At 44.3% G+C, this 19,486-nt stretch carries 22 protein-coding genes; 5 read left to right on the top strand and 17 right to left on the bottom strand.

The window, feature by feature from the left end; translation table 11 throughout:
* Positions 1-52 precede the first annotated feature (52 nt).
* The 15 genes from rpmB to infC form a co-directional block, all read right to left on the bottom strand.
* On the bottom strand, positions 53-247 hold the full coding sequence (rpmB, locus tag HXT46_RS05155; RefSeq protein WP_004105392.1) for a 50S ribosomal protein L28: 195 nt from the start codon (positions 245-247) through the stop codon (positions 53-55).
* A gap of 144 nt (positions 248-391) precedes the next feature.
* Positions 392-2,881 carry a type 2 isopentenyl-diphosphate Delta-isomerase gene (gene fni, locus HXT46_RS05160; RefSeq protein ID WP_421785822.1) on the bottom strand — a complete coding sequence of 830 codons (2,490 nt, stop codon included), beginning with the start codon at positions 2,879-2,881 and terminating at the stop codon, positions 392-394.
* Complete coding sequence (mvaD, locus tag HXT46_RS05165) at positions 2,878-4,017, bottom strand: diphosphomevalonate decarboxylase (RefSeq protein ID WP_421785824.1); 1,140 nt, start codon at positions 4,015-4,017, stop codon at positions 2,878-2,880. Before mvaD ends, fni begins: the two co-directional genes overlap by 4 nt.
* A gap of 66 nt (positions 4,018-4,083) precedes the next feature.
* Positions 4,084-5,241, bottom strand: coding sequence for a mevalonate kinase (gene mvk / locus HXT46_RS05170; RefSeq protein ID WP_421785826.1), 1,158 nt, complete (start codon positions 5,239-5,241; stop codon positions 4,084-4,086).
* Positions 5,242-5,755: 514 nt separating this feature from the next.
* Positions 5,756-6,202 carry a 50S ribosomal protein L9 gene (gene rplI, locus HXT46_RS05175; RefSeq protein WP_004112972.1) on the bottom strand — a complete coding sequence of 149 codons (447 nt, stop codon included), beginning with the start codon at positions 6,200-6,202 and terminating at the stop codon, positions 5,756-5,758.
* A 16-nt stretch (positions 6,203-6,218) separates the two neighbouring features.
* The gene (gene rpsR, locus HXT46_RS05180; RefSeq protein WP_004105399.1) at positions 6,219-6,467 is read right to left on the bottom strand and encodes a 30S ribosomal protein S18; all 249 of its coding nucleotides are present in this window, start codon (positions 6,465-6,467) and stop codon (positions 6,219-6,221) included.
* A 205-nt stretch (positions 6,468-6,672) separates the two neighbouring features.
* Positions 6,673-7,314, bottom strand: coding sequence for a single-stranded DNA-binding protein (ssb, locus tag HXT46_RS05185; RefSeq protein WP_004112976.1), 642 nt, complete (start codon positions 7,312-7,314; stop codon positions 6,673-6,675).
* Between the two features lie 94 nt (positions 7,315-7,408).
* Entirely contained in the window at positions 7,409-7,705 is a 297-nt protein-coding gene (rpsF, locus tag HXT46_RS05190; RefSeq protein WP_004112977.1) for a 30S ribosomal protein S6, read from the bottom strand.
* 172 nt (positions 7,706-7,877) lie between these two features.
* On the bottom strand, positions 7,878-8,894 hold the full coding sequence (locus HXT46_RS05195) for a ribose-phosphate diphosphokinase (RefSeq protein WP_004112979.1): 1,017 nt from the start codon (positions 8,892-8,894) through the stop codon (positions 7,878-7,880).
* 67 nt (positions 8,895-8,961) lie between these two features.
* Positions 8,962-9,984 (bottom strand): ribokinase, encoded by a 1,023-nt coding sequence (locus HXT46_RS05200; RefSeq protein WP_004114540.1) that lies wholly within the window; start codon positions 9,982-9,984, stop codon positions 8,962-8,964.
* Positions 9,985-10,065: 81 nt separating this feature from the next.
* Entirely contained in the window at positions 10,066-11,430 is a 1,365-nt protein-coding gene (locus tag HXT46_RS05205; protein ID WP_285067961.1) for a PFL family protein, read from the bottom strand.
* Between the two features lie 19 nt (positions 11,431-11,449).
* Complete coding sequence (locus tag HXT46_RS05210; protein WP_004112985.1) at positions 11,450-11,743, bottom strand: ACT domain-containing protein; 294 nt, start codon at positions 11,741-11,743, stop codon at positions 11,450-11,452.
* A 368-nt stretch (positions 11,744-12,111) separates the two neighbouring features.
* Complete coding sequence (gene rplT / locus HXT46_RS05215) at positions 12,112-12,495, bottom strand: 50S ribosomal protein L20 (RefSeq protein ID WP_004114536.1); 384 nt, start codon at positions 12,493-12,495, stop codon at positions 12,112-12,114.
* 55 nt (positions 12,496-12,550) lie between these two features.
* On the bottom strand, positions 12,551-12,745 hold the full coding sequence (gene rpmI / locus HXT46_RS05220) for a 50S ribosomal protein L35 (RefSeq protein WP_032834323.1): 195 nt from the start codon (positions 12,743-12,745) through the stop codon (positions 12,551-12,553).
* A complete protein-coding gene (gene infC, locus HXT46_RS05225) occupies positions 12,726-13,460 on the bottom strand; it encodes a translation initiation factor IF-3 (RefSeq protein WP_248911713.1) in 735 nt (244 codons plus the stop codon). Before infC ends, rpmI begins: the two co-directional genes overlap by 20 nt.
* Before the next feature lie 301 nt (positions 13,461-13,761).
* Here infC and HXT46_RS05230 point away from each other — a divergent pair, with 301 nt between their 5' ends.
* From HXT46_RS05230 to HXT46_RS05250, 5 genes are all read left to right on the top strand, one after another.
* Positions 13,762-14,499, top strand: a complete 738-nt coding sequence (locus HXT46_RS05230; protein ID WP_004112993.1) for a thiamine diphosphokinase — start codon at positions 13,762-13,764, stop codon at positions 14,497-14,499.
* A gap of 175 nt (positions 14,500-14,674) precedes the next feature.
* Positions 14,675-15,730 carry a type I glyceraldehyde-3-phosphate dehydrogenase gene (gene gap, locus HXT46_RS05235; protein WP_004112995.1) on the top strand — a complete coding sequence of 352 codons (1,056 nt, stop codon included), beginning with the start codon at positions 14,675-14,677 and terminating at the stop codon, positions 15,728-15,730.
* 109 nt (positions 15,731-15,839) lie between these two features.
* Positions 15,840-16,340, top strand: a complete 501-nt coding sequence (gene ybaK / locus HXT46_RS05240; protein WP_004112997.1) for a Cys-tRNA(Pro) deacylase — start codon at positions 15,840-15,842, stop codon at positions 16,338-16,340.
* A gap of 47 nt (positions 16,341-16,387) precedes the next feature.
* Positions 16,388-17,347: an aldose 1-epimerase family protein gene (locus HXT46_RS05245; protein WP_004112999.1), complete on the top strand. Its 960-nt coding sequence runs from the start codon at positions 16,388-16,390 to the stop codon at positions 17,345-17,347.
* A gap of 102 nt (positions 17,348-17,449) precedes the next feature.
* The gene (locus tag HXT46_RS05250) at positions 17,450-17,524 is read left to right on the top strand and encodes a 50S ribosomal protein bL37 (protein ID WP_369803150.1); all 75 of its coding nucleotides are present in this window, start codon (positions 17,450-17,452) and stop codon (positions 17,522-17,524) included.
* Between the two features lie 333 nt (positions 17,525-17,857).
* On the opposite strand, the gene HXT46_RS05255 is transcribed toward HXT46_RS05250, so the two are convergent.
* Both HXT46_RS05255 and HXT46_RS05260 read right to left on the bottom strand, forming a co-directional pair.
* A complete protein-coding gene (locus HXT46_RS05255; RefSeq protein WP_004113001.1) occupies positions 17,858-18,667 on the bottom strand; it encodes a zeta toxin family protein in 810 nt (269 codons plus the stop codon).
* 17 nt (positions 18,668-18,684) lie between these two features.
* On the bottom strand, positions 18,685-19,158 hold the full coding sequence (locus HXT46_RS05260; RefSeq protein WP_004113003.1) for a helix-turn-helix transcriptional regulator: 474 nt from the start codon (positions 19,156-19,158) through the stop codon (positions 18,685-18,687).
* Positions 19,159-19,486: the final 328 nt, after the last annotated feature.

Genomic DNA, 19,486 nt, shown 5'->3' on the forward strand with positions numbered 1-19,486 from the left:
GGAAACAAAAAAGCCCCGAGCACTGCTCAGGGCCTTACATCTAACACGCGATTCACGCCTCAACGCGCTGAACCTTGCCTGCCTTAATGCATTTTACGCACACACGAAGGCGAACATTTTCGCCATCAATGGTGGTGCGAACCGGCTGAAGGTTCGGGCGGAAGGTGCGCTTATTGCGGATGTGCGAATGTGAAACGCTGAAACCGGTTTGCGGTCCCTTGCCACATACTGCGCAACGAGCTGCCATAATTGGACTCCTATTTTCTTTGACTTGCAAGTCTTGCGTCGCTCACCCACGCAAACCGCCCACGCGACTAACCGACGCTAAATCGCATAAACAAATAAGCATGCTTGAACGCACAACTACACAAGTATATCACTACGCCCGACATTAAATCACACAGGGCTTATCATCAATCAAAATCCGCGAATTTTCGCGCAAATCCTCAATATTCTTGCATCCAAGCAACGCCATAATCACACGAATCTGCGCCTTCCAAGACTCAATTTGCTCAACAAGCGCATCTTCTCCTTCGTTAATAAGCGTGTGCAAAAACTCGCCAGCGACTCCAACAGCGCTTGCACCAAGCCGCAATGAGCGCACAACATCAAGCGGCGTACGCACTCCTCCGCTTGCAAACACTTGCATTCGCGCACTATTGCAAGAATCCGATGAATCGCGCGGCTCGCACAAAATCTCATCGCATTGCGCTATGTCTAGCAACGATTCAACAGTTGTAAGCCCCCAGGAATCGAGGAACTCGTAGTCGCTTTCACGCCCACACCTTGCGTTTTCAATCGCAACAAAATTCGTGCCTCCGCGTCCGCCAACGTCCACCGCACGCACGCCCACATTTTGCAACCGCAGCACATCACGAGCACCCATTCCGCACCCAGTCTCTTTAACAACAACTGGCACTTTCATTGAATCAAGCGCGCTTACAATTGTCTCAATATTGTTAAGCCACGCACTAAAATCGCGGTCTCCTTCGCTCATCACAAGCTCTTGTGCCGCGTTTAGGTGGATTTGCAACGCGTTTGCTTGCAAAATTTCTACAGCTTTAATTGCCTGCTCAGCGCTTGCTCCTGCGCTTACATTCGCCATTACAAATCCTTGCGGATTAAAGCGACGAATCACACTGAATGTTTCTGCAAGCCGCGGATTTTTAAGCGCTGCGCTTAGCGAGCCAGAAGCCATTGCCAAGCCAGTTTTTGCAGCTACCCTCGCTAGCGACTCGTTTATATTTTCGCCTTTTTTGCTTCCGCCCGTCATTGCGTTAATATACAGCGGAGTATCCCATTTTGTGCTTTCGTCAAACACGCTCACACTTGTATCTACATCGCTTAATGCCAATTGCGGCAGCGCGTTTGGAATAAACCGCACGTGTTCAAAACCAGATTCCGCGTGCGCATTGTATTGTTCGCACGCGAGTTTTATGTGATCGTCTTTGCGCTGTTCAATAAGCGAGAGGTCGCTACTTTCATCAAATTCTGCGACTTTCAGATTAAGCGCCTCAATACCGCTGTTTTGCCATTCTTCTTCAATGCGAGCAAACACAGCATCAAAATCTTCCGCGCGCGCAATTGCGATTCCGCAATCTCCTCCGCCTGCTCCACTTGTTTTGGACGGCAATCCTGCACCATTGGCAACTTCTATTAGCCGCGTAAGTTTTGGCGTTTCGATTAGCGTTCCCGTGATTTCGCCAAGATCTTTTAAAAGCGCACGATTTTGCGCGAATCCACTTAACAATGCGTCTATGTTCCCATTTTCTAGCGCATTCGCGATTTTTTGCACGCATTTTTCGCTTTGCACACAAAAATCTTCGTATGTTTTAGCGTAAGTCTTAGCGCTTGTTTTAGAGGGATTGTGCGCGGTTAAATCGCCAGCCTTCACTCCAGCTTTTACACTTCCAACAAGTTCTGCACTGCTGGCAGGATTCCCCGTCCACCCAACTAAGAGTCGCAAGCCTGCGCCTACTTTTAATCGTTTTACTTCAAATCGCGGCCATTTTTTTCTAAGCAGCTTGTGTAGGCTTGAGTCTCCACTTTCAATCATTTCTATTTCTGCTTCAAGCCATTCGCGATTGTACGCGCGGTACATTACCCATCCGCCGTATGCGCTTGCTGCCACGTCTCCGCCGCTTCCTGACTTTTTTACTAGCGACGATGCAATTATGGCTAGCTTGCACAATTCTGGCGTTGTAAGCGTTAATCCGTACCATTTGCACAGCGCTCGCACAGACGCCACCGTTACGGCTGCAGATGATCCAAGCCCGTATTTTTTGCCTGTTTTTTTATCGTCTAAATCACTTTCTATTTGTAGATTGTATAGGTTTATGGCTGTATTTCCTTCATCTAGTAAAACGTTTTTTACTTCTTTTGTTTCGCGCGCAAAATCGTCTACTATTTGCATTGCGGAAAATACGTATGAATAGATTTTTTTTAATTTTTTTATTTGAGAATCTTGGTTTTGTTCATCGCTGGCTGCTGGCGACTTTTCCGCTGGCAAGTCGCAAGCATCCGTTGAGTCTTTTGCGCTCATAGTTATATCTTCTGCATCTTTTTCGTCTAAAATAAATTCCCTGCCGAAGATTCCACGCTTCCAATAAAGAGGCTTATAGTTTTTAGACTCACTCGTGATTTTTCCGTAAAATGTTGGTAAATCTAGTTTTTTAAGATTATTTTTTTCGGATTCGTTTTTATTAAAGTCGCAGCTGTGATACGTTTTTCCATGACTATCACGTATTAGTAGGTTGTCATCGTCAACTGTAACTTTTACATAACGATTCACAGCTGCTACGATTGCAGCGCATCCATCTACAACAGCGTATTCGCCTGCTATGTAAAGTTTTCCAGGCGCTAAAGCTTGCTCATTAGTCATGATTCTCTCCGTATGCTAACGCCACTTCCTGGGCGCGCAATAACAAACTGCGGATTGGATTGCGCAAAGCTGCTAAATGACGGCGATTCCTGCGACTCGCGCAAACGCTTAATCTCATTCAACACGCGCAAACTCAACTCGTTTTTAACTCGCAAAACTTGCTCCGCGCTAGTTAAAACTTTAACATTCGGACCAGCATCCATTGTAGCCCAAACTGGAAATCCGCTTTCATCGCGCATTTTTCGCACAACGTTAAGCACAACATGCGTTTCATCTGTTAAATAGTTTACGCTTTCAGCAGCCGCGCGCATTGCGTCGTGCATTCCTAAAGCGTTTCTCTCCGACACTTCTCCCAATGCTTGAATATCACAATTTTTGATAGCTGATAACGCCGTATTTAGGTCTTTTTTGCAGTTTTTGATCCAGTCTGCGTAGATTGGTGATGTTTCTACTGTGCGTCGCATTGCTTCACGGCTTGAAATCTTCTTTTTACTAGAGTTTAAAATAACAGTTACCATTGCGAGTTGAAGCTCTTCTGGTGTTTCGATTGGCTCTGCGTAAGACGTTTCGTCGCTTGTGCCAGCGTTCCATAATACTAATCCGCCGTAAATCGACCTGCATGCTGATCCAGATCCTTTGCGAGCTAGAATCGATAAGTTGCGTGGGCTTAGGTTTAATCCTGCGGCGTATGATGCTGCAGACGCAAGTGCCGCAAAACCAGATGCGCTAGAAGCTAATCCTGCGGCTGTTGGAACTGTGTTTACGCTTACGACTTGTGCTTTGCTCTTAATTCCAGCAATTTTTCGCACAATATCTAGCATTTTTACTATTCGTGCACGCTCTGAACTTTGGAGTAAATCGCCTGTAAAATTTACTCCGTTTAAGCAAATCGAGTCTGCCTCTAGGCAATCATCAAATCGTACTTTTGTTGTTGTGGAAAATCCGTCTAAAGTCAGAGATAATGAGGAAGTATATGGCAAAATCAGAGTTTCATCTCGTTTCCCCCAATATTTGATTAGCGCAATATTTGCGTTTGCTGTAGCTGTAAAAGCGGCTCCGTGATTACTGTTATTAAACGAATCAATATCATCAAGCACATTAAACGCTATTTTTGGCTCAATTTCAACGTTTTCCACGCGTATCCTTTCTTAAGTCTTTAGTCTTTAAAGCGTTTTTAAAGCATACTAACGAATTAGTTATGATTATTGTCCGATTTCTACAATCCACGTTCTAGCTGCTCCAGCGTTTTTAAGCGCTATGCTTACTTTAGACGCATCCTCCTGACTTTGCGCAATGGCTATAATGCATCCACCTCCGCCTCCGCCTGTAAGCTTTGCTCCTAGAGCACCATTTTCGCAAGCATTTTTAACTAGAGCGTCTAAAAATGGCGTACTTATACCTAATTCCGCAAGAATTTTGTGAGCACGAGTCATGCTCAATCCAATATTTTGTATATTGCCAAACTCTAAATCATTCTCTGCGTTAAGAGCGATTTGACCAAGCTCTTGCAAAAGTGCATTTACGATTTTCGGCTGGCTATCGCGTTTTTTGCGTAATGCTTCTACTGTTACTTTTGTTGTTCCTTTGAATCCCGAATCAGCTAGCACAATCCAAGCACGTATTGTTGGGCTTATGCTCATTCGGCTAAATTTGCCATCCAAGAAGCGAACTGGCTGCTGCAGCATCGCACTGGTTGCTGTGGCGTCTAATCCAGATGCTTTCCCGTGCGCAACGCGTTCTGCGTCTTGCGTAATCTCGAATAGTTTTTCATCGCTGGCATTAATACTATAGTAGTCGAGTATTGCGCGGATCACTGCTCCTGCCGCTGCCGCCGAAGACCCCAATCCTCGCTCTGGCGGAAAATCGCAAACGGTTTCTATTTGCAATGCTTCGCCCTGCCAATTGGCGAAACGTAATGCCTCTTGTATTGCGGTTTTAATCGACGCGAATCGCGCAGGTGCGCTTCGTAAAAGACCATCAAATCCTAATGCTTTAAGTGTTATGAGGTTTTGCATCTGGCAGCTAAGGTCTTCTGCTGAATCGCATAATTCTGCTCTTTTGCCTTCGTCTGCTGTGGCGCTTGTGTCGTTGAGTGTTCGTGCACTTGTTACTGTTGCGTGCATCTTAAGATTTTGCAATGGAAGCGCTACTGCGCTGTAGCCATAAACAACCGAGTGTTCGCCAAAAAGAATCACTTTTGCGCAAGTTGTGCCTCTGCCAACGCGATTTTTTGCGCGCGCAACCACTAGCATACTATTGAACTCGTTATTGCGCTCTTTATCACGCTCATTCTTGTGCGCATTCTTACTCTCGCACGGATTGGATGCGTGGCGATTCGCTAAAGTGTTGCACTCAGTCACTAATCCTCCTTTGCGACATATATGGCTTACTTGTTGGCACTGCTTAATTGATGCGCGTTTAAGCTTATTTGCCCAACTTTTATAATCTAGTCGCTAAAGCGATTAAACACCACGATTTGCTCTATACGCACACAACACATTCACATTTCCCGCGTTTGTTCCCATATTTGGCGTTTCGATAAACAAACGCGAGCAAATCGTTCGCTACACTATTCCTCACGGCTATTAGTAGCCGTTCGGCTGATTTGGCACATAAAGTCCAGTGGACTTTATGTGCCAAATCACGCTTTGAAGGAGCTTGAAATGCGTTATGCAATTTCAAGCTCAGTCAAAGCGCCCATGCACGTCGATTCGCAATAAAAAAGCTCTGTGTGAGTCACAGCAAGTAAAACTCGCCACAACTCACACAGAGCCAATGCTTAAGATCAATCCAAATGGATTGCCTCCCAACGCAAATACAACGCAAATCCTACAAAACTCGCAACACTCGCGTGGGAAGCTGGAACACGTTTAACTACTCAGCTACAACCTTAACAGTAAAGGAAGCGCTGATTTCTGGGTGAAGAGCCACAGTTGCTGGGAATTCGCCAGTGGTCTTGATTGCAGCCACGCTAATAGCGCGTGCTTCAACGGCGGCCTTTGGTGCCAAAGCAGCAGCAATCTTATCGGCGGAAATACCACCGAAGAGCTTGCCAGACTCGCTCACCTTAGCGGCGATTTCTACAACAGTACCTTCGATTGCTGCCTTAGCTGCAACAGCCTCTTCGCGAGTGGCAACAGCCTTAGCCAAGCGAGCGCGGCGCATTGCTTCAATCTGGGAAGCAGCACCCTTATTCCATGCAAAAGCTAAGCCTTGTGGAATCAAGTAGTTACGTGCGTAACCAGCCTTAACAGTAATAACGTCACCAGAGTGACCCAAGTTTGCAACGGTCTTGGTGAGAATAACCTTGGTTTCTGCCATGTTCTTATCCTCTCAATCAGCGACCAGTGGTGGCGTATGGGAGCAAAGCCATTTCGCGAGCGTTCTTAACTGCCTTCGCGATCTTGCGCTGTTCCTGTACGGTTACACCAGTAATACGACGGGAACGAATCTTGCCGCGGTCCGAAACGAACTTACGCAACAAAGCAACGTCCTTGTAATCAATTTCAGTAATCTTGGCAGCCTTCAAAGGATTTGGCTTCTTTTTGAAAGGCTTGACCGGTGGTTGCGGCCTCTTACGTGACATAGGATGTCCTCTCTCAAATGCGTTATAAACATTTATTTTTGTTTACACGCTAAACTGATGTTTTTAAGTTTATAAAAGTCAATTTTTAGTTAGATTTTAAATCAAATTCTAAATTATGTTTTAGATTAGACTAACAAGCGCCCAACTAGATAGTCGCAAGCAACCGCGGATTAACCGCCATTATCTCGCCTAGTAAGCTAGTAAACTAGAACTCTGGCTCTTCGTCTGATCCACCAAAATCGGAGCTGGCTCCAAACGTTGCAAATCCGCCATTTGATGGAGCAGAAGCACTCCACGGGTCTTCAACGTTTACGCCCTGATTAGCGCCATTTTGCGCATTCATTCCAGCACCAGCAGCCGCACTATTCGCATAATTCGCGCCGCCAGCATAACCGCCAGTGTATCCACCAGCATTCATACCAGCTCCAGCACCAGCGCCCTGATTGAATCCATTATTGTTCCCAGCAAAACCGCCTTTAGAGCTCAAACGATTAACTTGAGCAGTAGCAAATCGCAGGGATGGTCCAATTTCATCAATCATCAAATCGATGCTGTATCGCTTTTCGTTGCTGTTTTTATCAACGTAGTTGTTTGCACGCAATCTGCCCTGAACAATAACACGCATTCCCTTTGTAAGCGTTTGCGCGCAATGCTCAGCTAAGTCTCCCCATGCAACACATCTAAGCGATAATGGTGTGCCATTAATGTAGCTATTTGTTCTTCTGTCAAAAGTCGAAGAATTAGACACAATTGTGAAAGAAGTTCTAACACTGCCGTTAGAACTGGTGGCAGTTTCTGGCTCTTTAGCCAAATTTCCAATCACCGTTATAACAGTTTCTCCAGCCATTGCAGCCTCATTCCCTACTTTAAGACTTTTCTTACTTTGAGATTTTAGAACAAAAATCCAACTTTATTTTGACTTTACTTTGCGTCTTTTGACTTTACTTTGCGTCCTTGCGAAGAATCTTCGTGCGGACTACAGATTCGTTAAGATTCAAAACACGGTCAAGCTCGTCGCTAAGAGCTGGCTCAGCAGTGTAATTCACTACAACGTAGTTGCCTTCAGTCTTGCCGTCAATCTCATAGGCAAGCTTACGACGACCCCAGTAGTCGGTACCGTCAACGGAACCGCCCTCTTTGGTGACAAGCTCAAGATACTGCTCGGTCAACTTCTTAAGACCGCGCTCATCGAGCTCTGGATCGGCAATGAACATCAGTTCATACTTATGTGCAGACATCACCCACCTCCTTCGGACTATTCGGCTGTGGAATTTCCACAGCAGGAGTGTGTTTGCAAATCGTTCGCAAATTAAGTTATTACGCAATATTTTTTGCAAATTTAATTTTACGAACAACCTGTTAAGTCTACATCATGCTGGCGACTCGCCACCGCGCAGCTAATCAACAACACTAATGAGCGTAAATATTTCTGTGTTTCATGTCTTCTGGAAGTGCGTTTCTAAGCGAAACAAGCGATCCAGACCTGAACACAGACCTAATTCCAGCAGCAAGAAGAGGTGCAATCGAAAGAACCGTCATATTCTCTAAGCGCTTTTCTTCTGGGACAGGAACAGTGTCTGTCAAAATGATTTCGCGAGCTCCGCAACCTTTAAGTCGCTCTACGGCAGGTCCTGAAAGAAGCGCATGAGTTGCCACCAAAGTAACAGACTTCGCACCTGCTCCTCTAAGCGTGCGCACAGCTTCACAAATCGTGCCAGCCGTATCTATCATATCGTCTACAACAATGCAATCTCTGTCTTGAATATCGCCAATAATTCCGTGCGCTTCCGCGTGATTTGGCCTTGTTGTATCTCGAGTTTTGTGAATAAACGCTAACGGCAATCCACCAAGCTTTGCGGCCCACTGCTCCGAAACCTTGATTCGTCCAGCGTCTGGGGAAACAATCGTAGTGTTTTCTAGGCTCATAGTGTTACGAACGTAATCAATCAACACTGGCATTGCTGTTAAGTGGTCTACAGGTCCGTCGAAGAATCCCTGCTCTTGAGCCGCGTGCATGTCAACGGTAAGAATTCTTTTAGCTCCAGCGGAACGGAATAAGTCAAACATAAGTCGCGCTGTAATTGGCTCACGACCTTGATGCTTTTTATCTTGACGCGAATACCCAAAGAAAGGTGCTACAACGTTTATGCTTCTAGCGGATGCTCGCCTTAAAGAGTCAACCATAAGCAGCTGTTCCATAATCCAATTGTTGATTGGATCGGTGTGCGCTTGCAAAACAAAAACGTCTGCGCCTCGAACTGGCTGCGTAAAGCGCACATACATTTCTCCGTTTGCAAAATCGTAGGCAGTTGTTTCTAGAACGTCTATTCCAAGGTATTTGGCAGTTTCTTCCGCAAGTTGCGGATACGCTCTACCCGTTACCAGCATCATTTGCTTTTTTGGAGTGCCTTCAAGAATTGTTGACATATCTGCCTTCCCATTTGCAAAATCTGTAAAAACGCATACTAACCTAGTCTATCAGCATACAGCGCCACTACTCAAACGCACGAACCACCTGTTGCGCGCTGCCGTAAGACGATTGCGCTCCAAATCCTGTTGCTGCGTACGCAGAAACATATGTTGCCACTTGCGCACTTTGAGCTAGACTAAATCCAGCTGCAAGTCCTGCCAAAACGGTTCCCATAAATGCGTCACCGCATCCCGTGGTGTCTACTGCAGAAACTTTTTGCGGGCATATGCGAACAGCCTTTTTACCATCTTCCGCATTGTAATCTAAAACAACAGAGCCTTCTGCACCAAGAGTCACAACTGCCTCGTCGAAACCATACTCGTGCATAATGCGCGCCGCATCAAACCAGTCAAAATCATCCCAATTGCCATCTTCTGGCTCGTGAATTTTAAGTAATTGCGCCATTTCATGCTCGTTTACAAGCAGTATGCTTGCGTTTTCAATCAACTCGCGTGGCAGCTCGCTTACAAAAGGCGAATTATTAAGTAAAACTTTTACGCCAGCTGTGCGCGCAATTTTTGCAGCCTCCGTTACAGTTTCCATTGGGCTTTCAAGGCACAATCCTAAAACGCTTGCACTGCTAATAGCCTTCTTAACATCTTCTTGACTAATATATTCCACACTTACTTTTGCATTAGAACCTGGAGCATAGACGATTGTGTTTTCGCCAGCTTTTGCATCTACTGTTATTACTGTTGCGCCACTTTTTATGCCTTCTACACGTAAAATTTTAGACGTGTCTACACCTGCAGATTCTAGCGTGTTAAGAAGGAATTCTGCGTTTTCGTCGCTGCCTACAGCACCAAACATTTGCACATTCGCGCCGATTTTTGCTGCAGAAACGGCTTGATTCCCAGATTTTCCTCCTGGTAGTACTCGCAAATCACTTCCGTTTACAGTTTCTCCAGGATTTGGAAGACGGTCGGCAACTATTGTGTAATCTGCGTTCATGGAACCTACTACAGCAACATGATTTTGACTTTCGCCTATTTTTTTAAGCGCGTTAGCAAGATTTTCGTTGCTTAACGGAGTAGTTTTTTCTATCATAGAAACCCTTTCATAAATATTCATAAATATTCACAGATATTCACACAATTTTAGACGTCGTCATTTTTAGACGACATCGCCCTAATTTTTAAAGCTATGCACAGGCGCTGGAATTCGCCCACCGCGCGAAACGAATTCCTCGCAGCTTTCGGTGTTTACTGGCATAATCGGAGCATACCCCATTAAACCGCCAAAATTGGCCATTTGCCCAACGCTTTTCCCTTCCACAGGGATTATGCGCACAGCAGTTGTTTTTTGATTTATCATACCTATTGCTGCCTCATCCGCTATCATTCCAGATATTGTTGCAGCTGTTGTGCTTCCAGGAATTGCAATCATGTCTAAGCCTACAGAGCATACACACGTCATTGCTTCTAGCTTTTCTATTCTAAGGCAGCCTGACTTTGCCGCAGCAATCATGTTTGCGTCTTCCGAAACAGGTATAAACGCGCCAGAAAGCCCACCAACGTAGCTGCTAGCCATTATTCCGCCTTTTTTAACTTGATCATTAAGCATTGCAAGAGCGGCTGTTGTGCCAGGAGCGCCAACAGTAGAAAGTCCGATTTTTTCTAAGACTTCGCCTACGGAGTCTCCCACGGCTGGTGTTGGCGCAAGCGACAAGTCGATTATGCCAAACGGCACCCCTAGCCTTCTAGATGCCTCTTGCGCAACCAACTGGCCTACTCGCGTAATCTTAAAAGCCGTGCGCTTAATCGTTTCGCACAAGAACGCAAAATCCTTCCCGCGCGCCTCGTCTAGCGCGCGCGAAACCACGCCTGGTCCAGATACGCCAACGTTTATCACAGCGTCTCCTTCTGTTACGCCGTGGAATCCACCTGCCATAAACGGATTATCGTCTGGAGCGTTGCAGAATGCTACGAACTTCACGCATCCGTAGGAGTCTCGGTATGCAGTTGCCTGTGCGATTTGTTTGATTACTCGCCCAAGTAACTCCACGCAATCCATGTCAATTCCAGTACGTGTGGAACCTACGTTTGCGCTTGAGCACACAATATCTGTCTCACTCAAGGCTTTTGGCAATGATTCTATAAGCATGCGGTCGGCTGTTGTCATGGATTTTGCAGGCAGCGCTGAGTATCCGCCGATTAGATCCACTCCAACTTTTTTAGCTGCTCTGTCTAGCGCGTGCGCAATTTGCACAAAATCGTCTGGGCTTTTGCACGCAGAAGCTCCAACTAGGCTTATTGGTGTTACGGTTATGCGCTTGTTCACAATAGGAATTCCGTAGTCGCGTTCAATCGCGCAGCCCGTGCTGACTAAGTCTTTTGCAATGCGCGTAATTTTGTTGTACACGTTTTCGCACACTTTTTGCACGTTCGAGTCCGTACAATCTAGCAGGTTTATTCCCATTGTTATGGTTCTAACGTCGAGTTTTTCTTGCTCGATCATTGAGTTTGTTTCGCTCACTTCCATAATGTTTAGCATGGGTTTCTCCTACTAATACCTAGATTCTGTGCATGTTTGTAAAAATTTCCGCGCGCTGGCAGTGTATGCGAACGCCGATTTCTTCGCCTAGTTTTGCTAGTTCTTCCGCTAATTCGCCAAATTCTACGCTTATTTCATTTACGTCTACAATCATCATCATGTTAAAAAAGCCATTGACGATTGTTTGAGATATGTCTAGGATATTCGCTTTGCGGCTTGCTAAATGTGATGTTACTTTGGCTATGATTCCTACGGCATCTTTGCCTACTACGGTGATTACGGCTTTGTTTTCATCATGATTAGTGGTGTTCATAATCACTCCTATTGGCGATTTTTCTCTTTTATTGGTCTTATTATTTTTTTATTTTTTATTTTTATTAGGCGCAAAACCCTTACCGACCGACGGTTGCTGGCGACTCATCAGCACGTCACCTGATCTGTTTCGATCTAGTAAAGCGCTGGTTTTTGCTCAATGCTTATACTATTGCCCGTTATGTATAAAACGCAACATACATAATACATATGCAAAATACTTATACAAAAACCCGCCACAATGGGCGGGTTTAATATAAAAACCTAGCTAAACTATCTATTTAGCTTAATCTATTCAGTCTAATCTATTTAGCCTGACTAGTCAGCTTAGCTAGAATAGTCAGACCGAACAGGCTAAATCAAACTAAATCAGGCTTCTACTGGAGCATTCACATCAGCTGGCAAAGCAGCCTTAGCAGCTTCAACGATTGCCTTGAAGGTTTCAACGTCGCTAACAGCGAGCTCAGCCAAAGCGCGGCGATCCAATTCGATGCCAGCCAAACGCAAGCCCTGAATGAAGCGGTTGTAGGTGATTCCTTCTGCGCGAACTGCAGCGTTAATACGCTGAATCCACAACTTGCGGAAGTCGCCCTTGCGAGCCTTGCGGTCGCGGAAGTTGTAAGTAAATGAGTGAAGCAGCTGTTCCTTTGCCTTACGATAAAGACGGGAACGCTGACCGCGATAACCCGAAGCCCTATCAAGAACAACGCGACGCTTCTTGTGAGCATTAACTGCGCGCTTTACTCGTGCCATAAGTATTCCTCAGCTTTCTTAAAAATCTTTAATTGCGTCTTTGCTTTACTGCAACTTACTTAGCCAGCAAGCCCTTCAAATTCTTGCTCTGTGCTGTAGCCAAAACTTTATCTGCAGACAAAGAACGACGCTTGCGAGCAGACTTATGCTCCAAGTTGTGGCGCATTGCGCTACCATCGTGCATTACCTTACCGGTGCCGGTAAGGCGAACGCGCTTGGACGCTGCGGAATTAGTTTTCATCTTCGGCATTGCTGCCCTCCTTATGATTCTGATCAGATTCTACAGAAGCTTGTGCTGCGACTGCTGCCGCATCCTGAGTTCCTTGCTTTGCTGCAAGACGCGCTGCCTGGCGAGCCTGACGTTCTGCGCGCGATTCAGCGCCTCTACGACGCTGCTCAGACTGAGTATGAATCTTCTTGCCCTTAGGAGCGAGAGTCATTATTATGTTACGACCCTCCTGCTTAGGGGCAAACTCAATAGTTCCACTTTCGGAAACCTCATCTGCAAGCCTACGCAATAACTCAACTCCGCCGATAGGACGTGATTGCTCGCGACCACGCAGCATAATGGTGACTTTAACCTTATCGCCGCCATTTAGGAATCGAAGAACATGACCCTTCTTAACATAGAAATCATGATCATCAATCTTGAGTCGGAAACGAATTTCCTTAATCTCAGCTGTGCTTTGATTACGACGCGCTTCACGAGCCTTAATCTTCTCGTTGTACTTGTACTTACCGTAGTCAATAAGCTTGGCTACAGGAGGCTTAGCAGTAGGTGCCACCTCGACGAGATCGAGGTTCGCTTCCTTTGCCAGGTTCAACGCTACCGAGGTCGCGATGACCCCCACTTGCTCGCCTTTCGGACCGATAAGGCGTACCTGGGAGACGCGAATCTCTTCGTTAATGCGTGGTTCGTCGCTAATGATGACTCCAATCCTTGTTAAAACAGTGGAACAGCACACCAAAAGGCAAAGATAAATTCAAGTTCACACATCAATCAAAATAAGCACGCAACCTAAATTCATAGCCGTGCGGCTTTGTAGCAATAAATAAATGCCACGTGACCGAAGTCATGAACCCGAAACCACTTTGGGCTTCCAGGTGGGATATACCACTTTCTTGATTACTCAAGCCAAATGTCTATTCTACTTGGAGCCTTGACATTAATCAATGCCAATAATCAACCGTGCTCAAAAATACTAAACAAATCGCAGTAAAACACGCAAAATAAACGCAATTCCACGCGCGCGATATTATGAGACTATGGAGCCTTTAAAGCGCTGCGTTGTTTTAGCAGCTGGAGATTATTACGACCATACGCGCGAACATGTTCCTGATCGCGCTTTAACTATTGCGGCAGATGGTGGCTGGGACCATGCGTGCAGACTCGGCTTGCATGTTGATGCTCTAATTGGTGACTTTGATTCTGTGCGCTTAAAGCTTCCAACAGATGCTGCCATTACACGACTTCCCGCCGAAAAAGATGATCCAGATTTGCTTTCTGCTCTTAAAGTTGGCTGGGCTAAAGGTTCTAGAGAATTCCATATTTTTGGCGGCTTAGGCGGTCGCGTCGATCACACGATTTCCAATATTCAGCTTATGGTTCGACTTGCCGTTAGAGGCGGAATTGGATTCTTGTATGGAGACGGCACGATTGTTACAGCAATTCACAACGGTTCTCTTGACTTTCCTGCATCTAATGGTCACGAAGGCCGCATGGTTTCTGTGTTCTCACACACGCCCGTTTCTAGCGATGTAAACGAGATTGGTCTTAAATATCAACTTCAGCACGCAACTATGTATGGTGATGCCGTTCAAGGCTTAAGCAACGAGTTACTAAACGATACTCCTGCACATATTGACGTTCATGAAGGCACTCTTGTAATCACATTCCCTATAGATGCTCCACTGCCGCAAGTCAGCTGGTTTAAGCGGCCAGTTGGCGATTTGGGAGATATAAACACTAGCATTTCAAGCGCTCTCGCTGTGCCATCAAAATAGCGTAAATAATCGCAAATTTGCGGTGTAGAGAGCAAAAATGCCTCGTAATGCGTCGTACATACCGCACATTAAAATGAACATGTTAGTTTAAATAACGAAGACCAAAACGTATTGTTAAAAATCGCGAAAAATCGCTAGAACTATGCGTTAAGGTTTCACTCAAGGGAGATCCCATATGACAGTCAAGATTGGTATTAACGGCTTTGGACGTATCGGCCGTTTGGCATTCCGTCGTATTTTTGAGCTTCAGGCTCGTGGCGGTCAAGCTGGCGATATCGAAGTCGCAGCCATCAACGATCTGACCACTCCTTCGATGCTTGCTTACTTGCTTAAGTACGACAGCACTCATGGCACTTTCCGCCACGACGACGGCACCCCAGTTGAGGTTACCTCCACAGAAGACGCAATCGTCGTAGATGGTAAGACTTACAAGGTTTACGCTGAAAAAGACGCAAACAATATTCCATGGGTTAAGAACGATGGCGTTGAGTTCGTGCTCGAGTGCACTGGTTTCTACACTTCTGCAGAAAAGTCCCAGGCTCACTTGAACGCTGGAGCTAAGAAGGTTCTTATCTCCGCTCCTGCTAAAGACGAAACCACCCCAACCGTTGTGTTTGGTGTGAACCAAGACATTTTGAAGCCAACCGACAACATTGTGTCCGCTGGCTCTTGCACAACTAACTCCATGGCTGCAATGGTTAAGCTTTTGCAGGATAACTGGGGTATTAAGTCTGGCTTCATGACCACCATCCACGCTTACACTGGCACCCAGATGATTCTCGACGGCCCACGCGGCTCCAAGCCACGCAACAACCGTTCTGCAGCTTGCAACACCATCGAGCACTCCACTGGTGCTGCTAAGGCAATCGGCAAGGTTGTTCCAGAAGTTAATGGCAAGCTTCAGGGTCATGCTCAGCGTATTCAGGTTCCAGATGGATCTGTTACCGAGTTGACCACTGTTCTCGAGAAGCCAGCAACCACCGAAGAAATCAACGAAGCCTTTAAGAAGGCATTCGAAAACTGCGAATACTTCGGTTACAATGCCGATAGCATTGTGTCTTCCGATATTATTGGCGACACCCACGGTGGCGTTTTCGATCCAACTCAGACCGATGTTAACACTGTTGACGGCGTAACTTTGGCTCGTACCGTTACCTTCTACGATAACGAGTACGGCTTTACTGCTAACATGATTCGCACCTTGCTTTACTTCGCTGAGATTGCTGAGTAAAGTTAGCGAAACACGGTAAAGCTAATAAAGCTTAAATAAAAGCTATAAACCCCTTGCGGTGACTCATCGCAGGGGGTTTTCGCAAAACATTTTGCACACGGGGGTAAAAATGAGCAAAAAACATGCTACGACAGGTAAAGCAACGCCAGCAATCGCACAGTTAGAAAACGCTGGAATTACGTTCCGCGTTGTTGACTATGAGCACGATGCAGACCACATGGATGATGGGTATGGCATGGAAGCAGCGCAAAAATTAGGCGTAAATGCTGAACAAGTGTGCAAAACACTTATGGTAGACACTGGCGAAAAGCGCGTAGTTGGGATTGTGCCAGTAAACGGTAGATTGAGTATGAAGGCGATTGCTAGCGCAGTAAATGCCAAAAAAGCCAGTATGACAAGCCCAGATGTAGCCCAACGCGAAAGCGGCTACGTGGTTGGCGGAATCAGCCCATTTGGTCAGCGTACTCATCACGAAACCGTTCTGGATGCTAGTGTTATGCACTTTGATGAGATTCTTGTTTCTGGAGGCAAACGCGGTCTTGATGTTGTTCTAAATCCAAACGATTTAGTTAGCTTGCTTAACGCAACCGTAGCAGATATATTGGCTTAAGTAATACAATTCGTATTATTAAAAACGTTTTCACATAGGGGTGATTTATGAAATCGTATTCGCTACCACCGCGAACAGGCAACCAATACACGATTTGCCACAAAGATTACAAGGCTACAATAACACAACTTGGAGCTGCACTACGCAATTTTACTTGGAGAAATAGTGATATTGTTGTGCCATTTGAGGCTGACGAGTTACCGCCTTGCTACAATGGACAAATACTTATTCCTTTCCCAAATCGTGTAGATAAAGCGTCTTACAAGTTCCAAAACGCGTCTTATACTCTGCCTATCGACGAGCGAGATAGAGACACAGCTTTACACGGCTACGGATACCGCTCATACTGGCAAACTTTAAGCGTTACACAATCCAGTGTGAGTCTTTTATGGCGATCACCAAATATGGAAGGATATCCTTTTGACATTGTTACAATAGCCACTTGGGAGCTTGACGATTATGGGATTCATTTAACGTTGAATACAACCAATCATGGCAATGATGATGCTCCATGGGCTGCTGCAATGCACCCTTGGCTGTGCAACGGATTACAAGGGCATGGAGACGAGATTGATCAACTAAACTCTAAGTGCAAGCTTAAGCTTCCTGCAAAAACGCATGTGCGCGCAAATGAACGTTTAATACCAGTTGGTACAGAAAGCGTGGACGGAACGCGATTTGATTTACGCGATAATCCATTTTTAGTTAATCAGCCATTTGATGATGCTTGGACTGATTTAATTAGGGATGACGACGAGTGGACTACTGCGATTTTTACGCGCGCTGACGACTTACAAATAGCGGTAAAAGGCGACAAAAGCGTAACATCATTCCAAGTGTGCACTGCAACTGGTTTCCCTGCAGACAAGCATCCTTGCGGAGTTGCTGTAGAACCACAGACGGCGTATGCGAATGCATTTAACACAGGAACAGACTTGACTGTTATAGCACCACAGGAAACTGTTGTTAACCAATTTAGAATTTCACCTCTGATTGAGAATATGTAATAGCTGCAGATATGTGACATCTTACGAAAGACAAAAGCTTGAACGTCTTGGCAATGTGCGATAATCCCTAAGGTTGTTCATTTTAATCGTTAGGAGTTTATTATGGGTATGCGTGGACGTAAGCGCAAGGCACGCCGCAAAAAGGCAGCAAATCACGGCAAAAGACCAAATGCTTAAGTTAGTGATTTATTAACCTTTATTTTTGGTGATTTTAAACTATTTAAAAAAAAAAACGAGCATATTCACTTTTATTGTGGACATGCTCGTTTTTTATATTAACTACGACAAGTCTTTCTTGATATTTCAACGAAAACTCGATTTGTTGACACACCTTTTGCCGCTTATCTGAATTTTTTACACCACAACTCTTCACTCTGCCTATCTCTTACCCCGCATTTGTTTATCAAAACGCCAAATATGGGAACAAATGCGAGATAAAAAAAAAAACAAAATACTACAAAATAACCCACTCGCGCAAATCAACCACACTAATGCGAGCTTCTGCAAATTCTACAAACTTTTATCTATCAACTTGTCTAGTTCATTCAACCTATTCTTAGCGTGGCAAATCAACTTTTTCTCATCAATAGTTTTCTTGCCAAAGAGCACTTCCTTAAGAACACTAGCTGCTGTAATATTTGGACTATTTTTATACGAATCAGAATCATATATACATTTTTCGTCTCGCTTGTAAATCTGAATTCTGTCAAATATTTTCGATTGTTCTAATTTCAACAAGTTATCTACTATATTGTTCACAATATTGTCGTGATGATCCTTAGGAGTTGCCCTAGCACTTTTAGGATCTTCCAAATACATTTCCCTGTAGCGAATCAGCGTACTGATCCATGACAATTCAGGTTTTGTTGCAATGACAGCAAGAGAAATACGGTAACCACGATCTATCAACATTTTCGCAGTACTACTAGGAACTTCAACACTGCGCAAAGTACCTTCAATTATGAGATTATATTTTTTAGAACTTAACTCATCAATTAAGCTTCTCACCATTTTTGCTGAAAAAGCACTCGTATATTTAACACTTTCTTTACCGTATTTATCAAGCAACTCGCAATAATAAGGGTGTTGAGTCCTATAGCTATCAGCATCAAGGATTATTATGTTACCGTTAAATTCTTTTTGTTTTATTACATGAATGGTCGTTTTGCCAGCACCACTTTGACCACCGAGTAAAACCGCCTTAGGATGCAAATCTGCATGCTTATACATTTGTAAAGAACGTAAATTTCTTAACAAACAGTGAGTAAAATACTCTTCGCTAAAATCTTCTATAACCATAGCAAAATCACACTTACCCATATTTTTCTATAAGATTGTTAACTATTTTTATTGCAACTTACGTATTCAAGCAAGCGTTCTATGCCATCTAAATATCCGATATAACGATTTATATCTTCAAAATTTGTAGATGTATAAATCTTTGTATTAATTACATCTGATAAATCATCACTAATTGCAATCCATGCATTAGAAGAATCATCAAATTGTATATTCATACTATCCTCGTATTTATATAAACGAGCCAGTAAAAGTGCGCCACGCTCCTTTAAAACTTCAATCTTCATATTCAAATCGTATTTATCAGATGCAGATAATTCTTTTTCATGTACGATATCAAAAAGAGAAACCTTGAATTTATCACAAATCTTATCTATTAACCTAGTTGAAATAGCACTTGTACCATTTTCGTATCGCACAATGCTATTACGAGATACTCCTAATGCTTCAGCTAACTCTTGTTGAGTTATTTTTTTTGAGCGACGTAGTGCTCGAATATTCACAGAAACCATATATACGCCCTTTTATAAAAAATCTGCAATAACAATTAATTCAAAATTAAGATTTAAGATTTATTTGTGATATAAGCATATAACAAAAAACATTGAAGCACCAATTTTGGTGCAAAATCTTTACAAAATTTTTAAACTCTCACAACACATACAAAAATATTAAATTGCTCAATAATTGAAAATAAAAAGGGTCATAAGCCAAAATAAAAGATTTAAAGAAAACAAAAAGGCTCGGAGAGTTGACGCCCCTAGTAGCATCTATCTCCAAGCCCTTAATAATCACAGCACTATTACTGTCCCTAGCAAAAACAGCACTGCTAATTACCCT

The organism is Gardnerella sp. DNF01204 (assembly GCF_049244145.1).
GTDB classification, from domain to species: domain Bacteria; phylum Actinomycetota; class Actinomycetes; order Actinomycetales; family Bifidobacteriaceae; genus Bifidobacterium; species Bifidobacterium vaginale.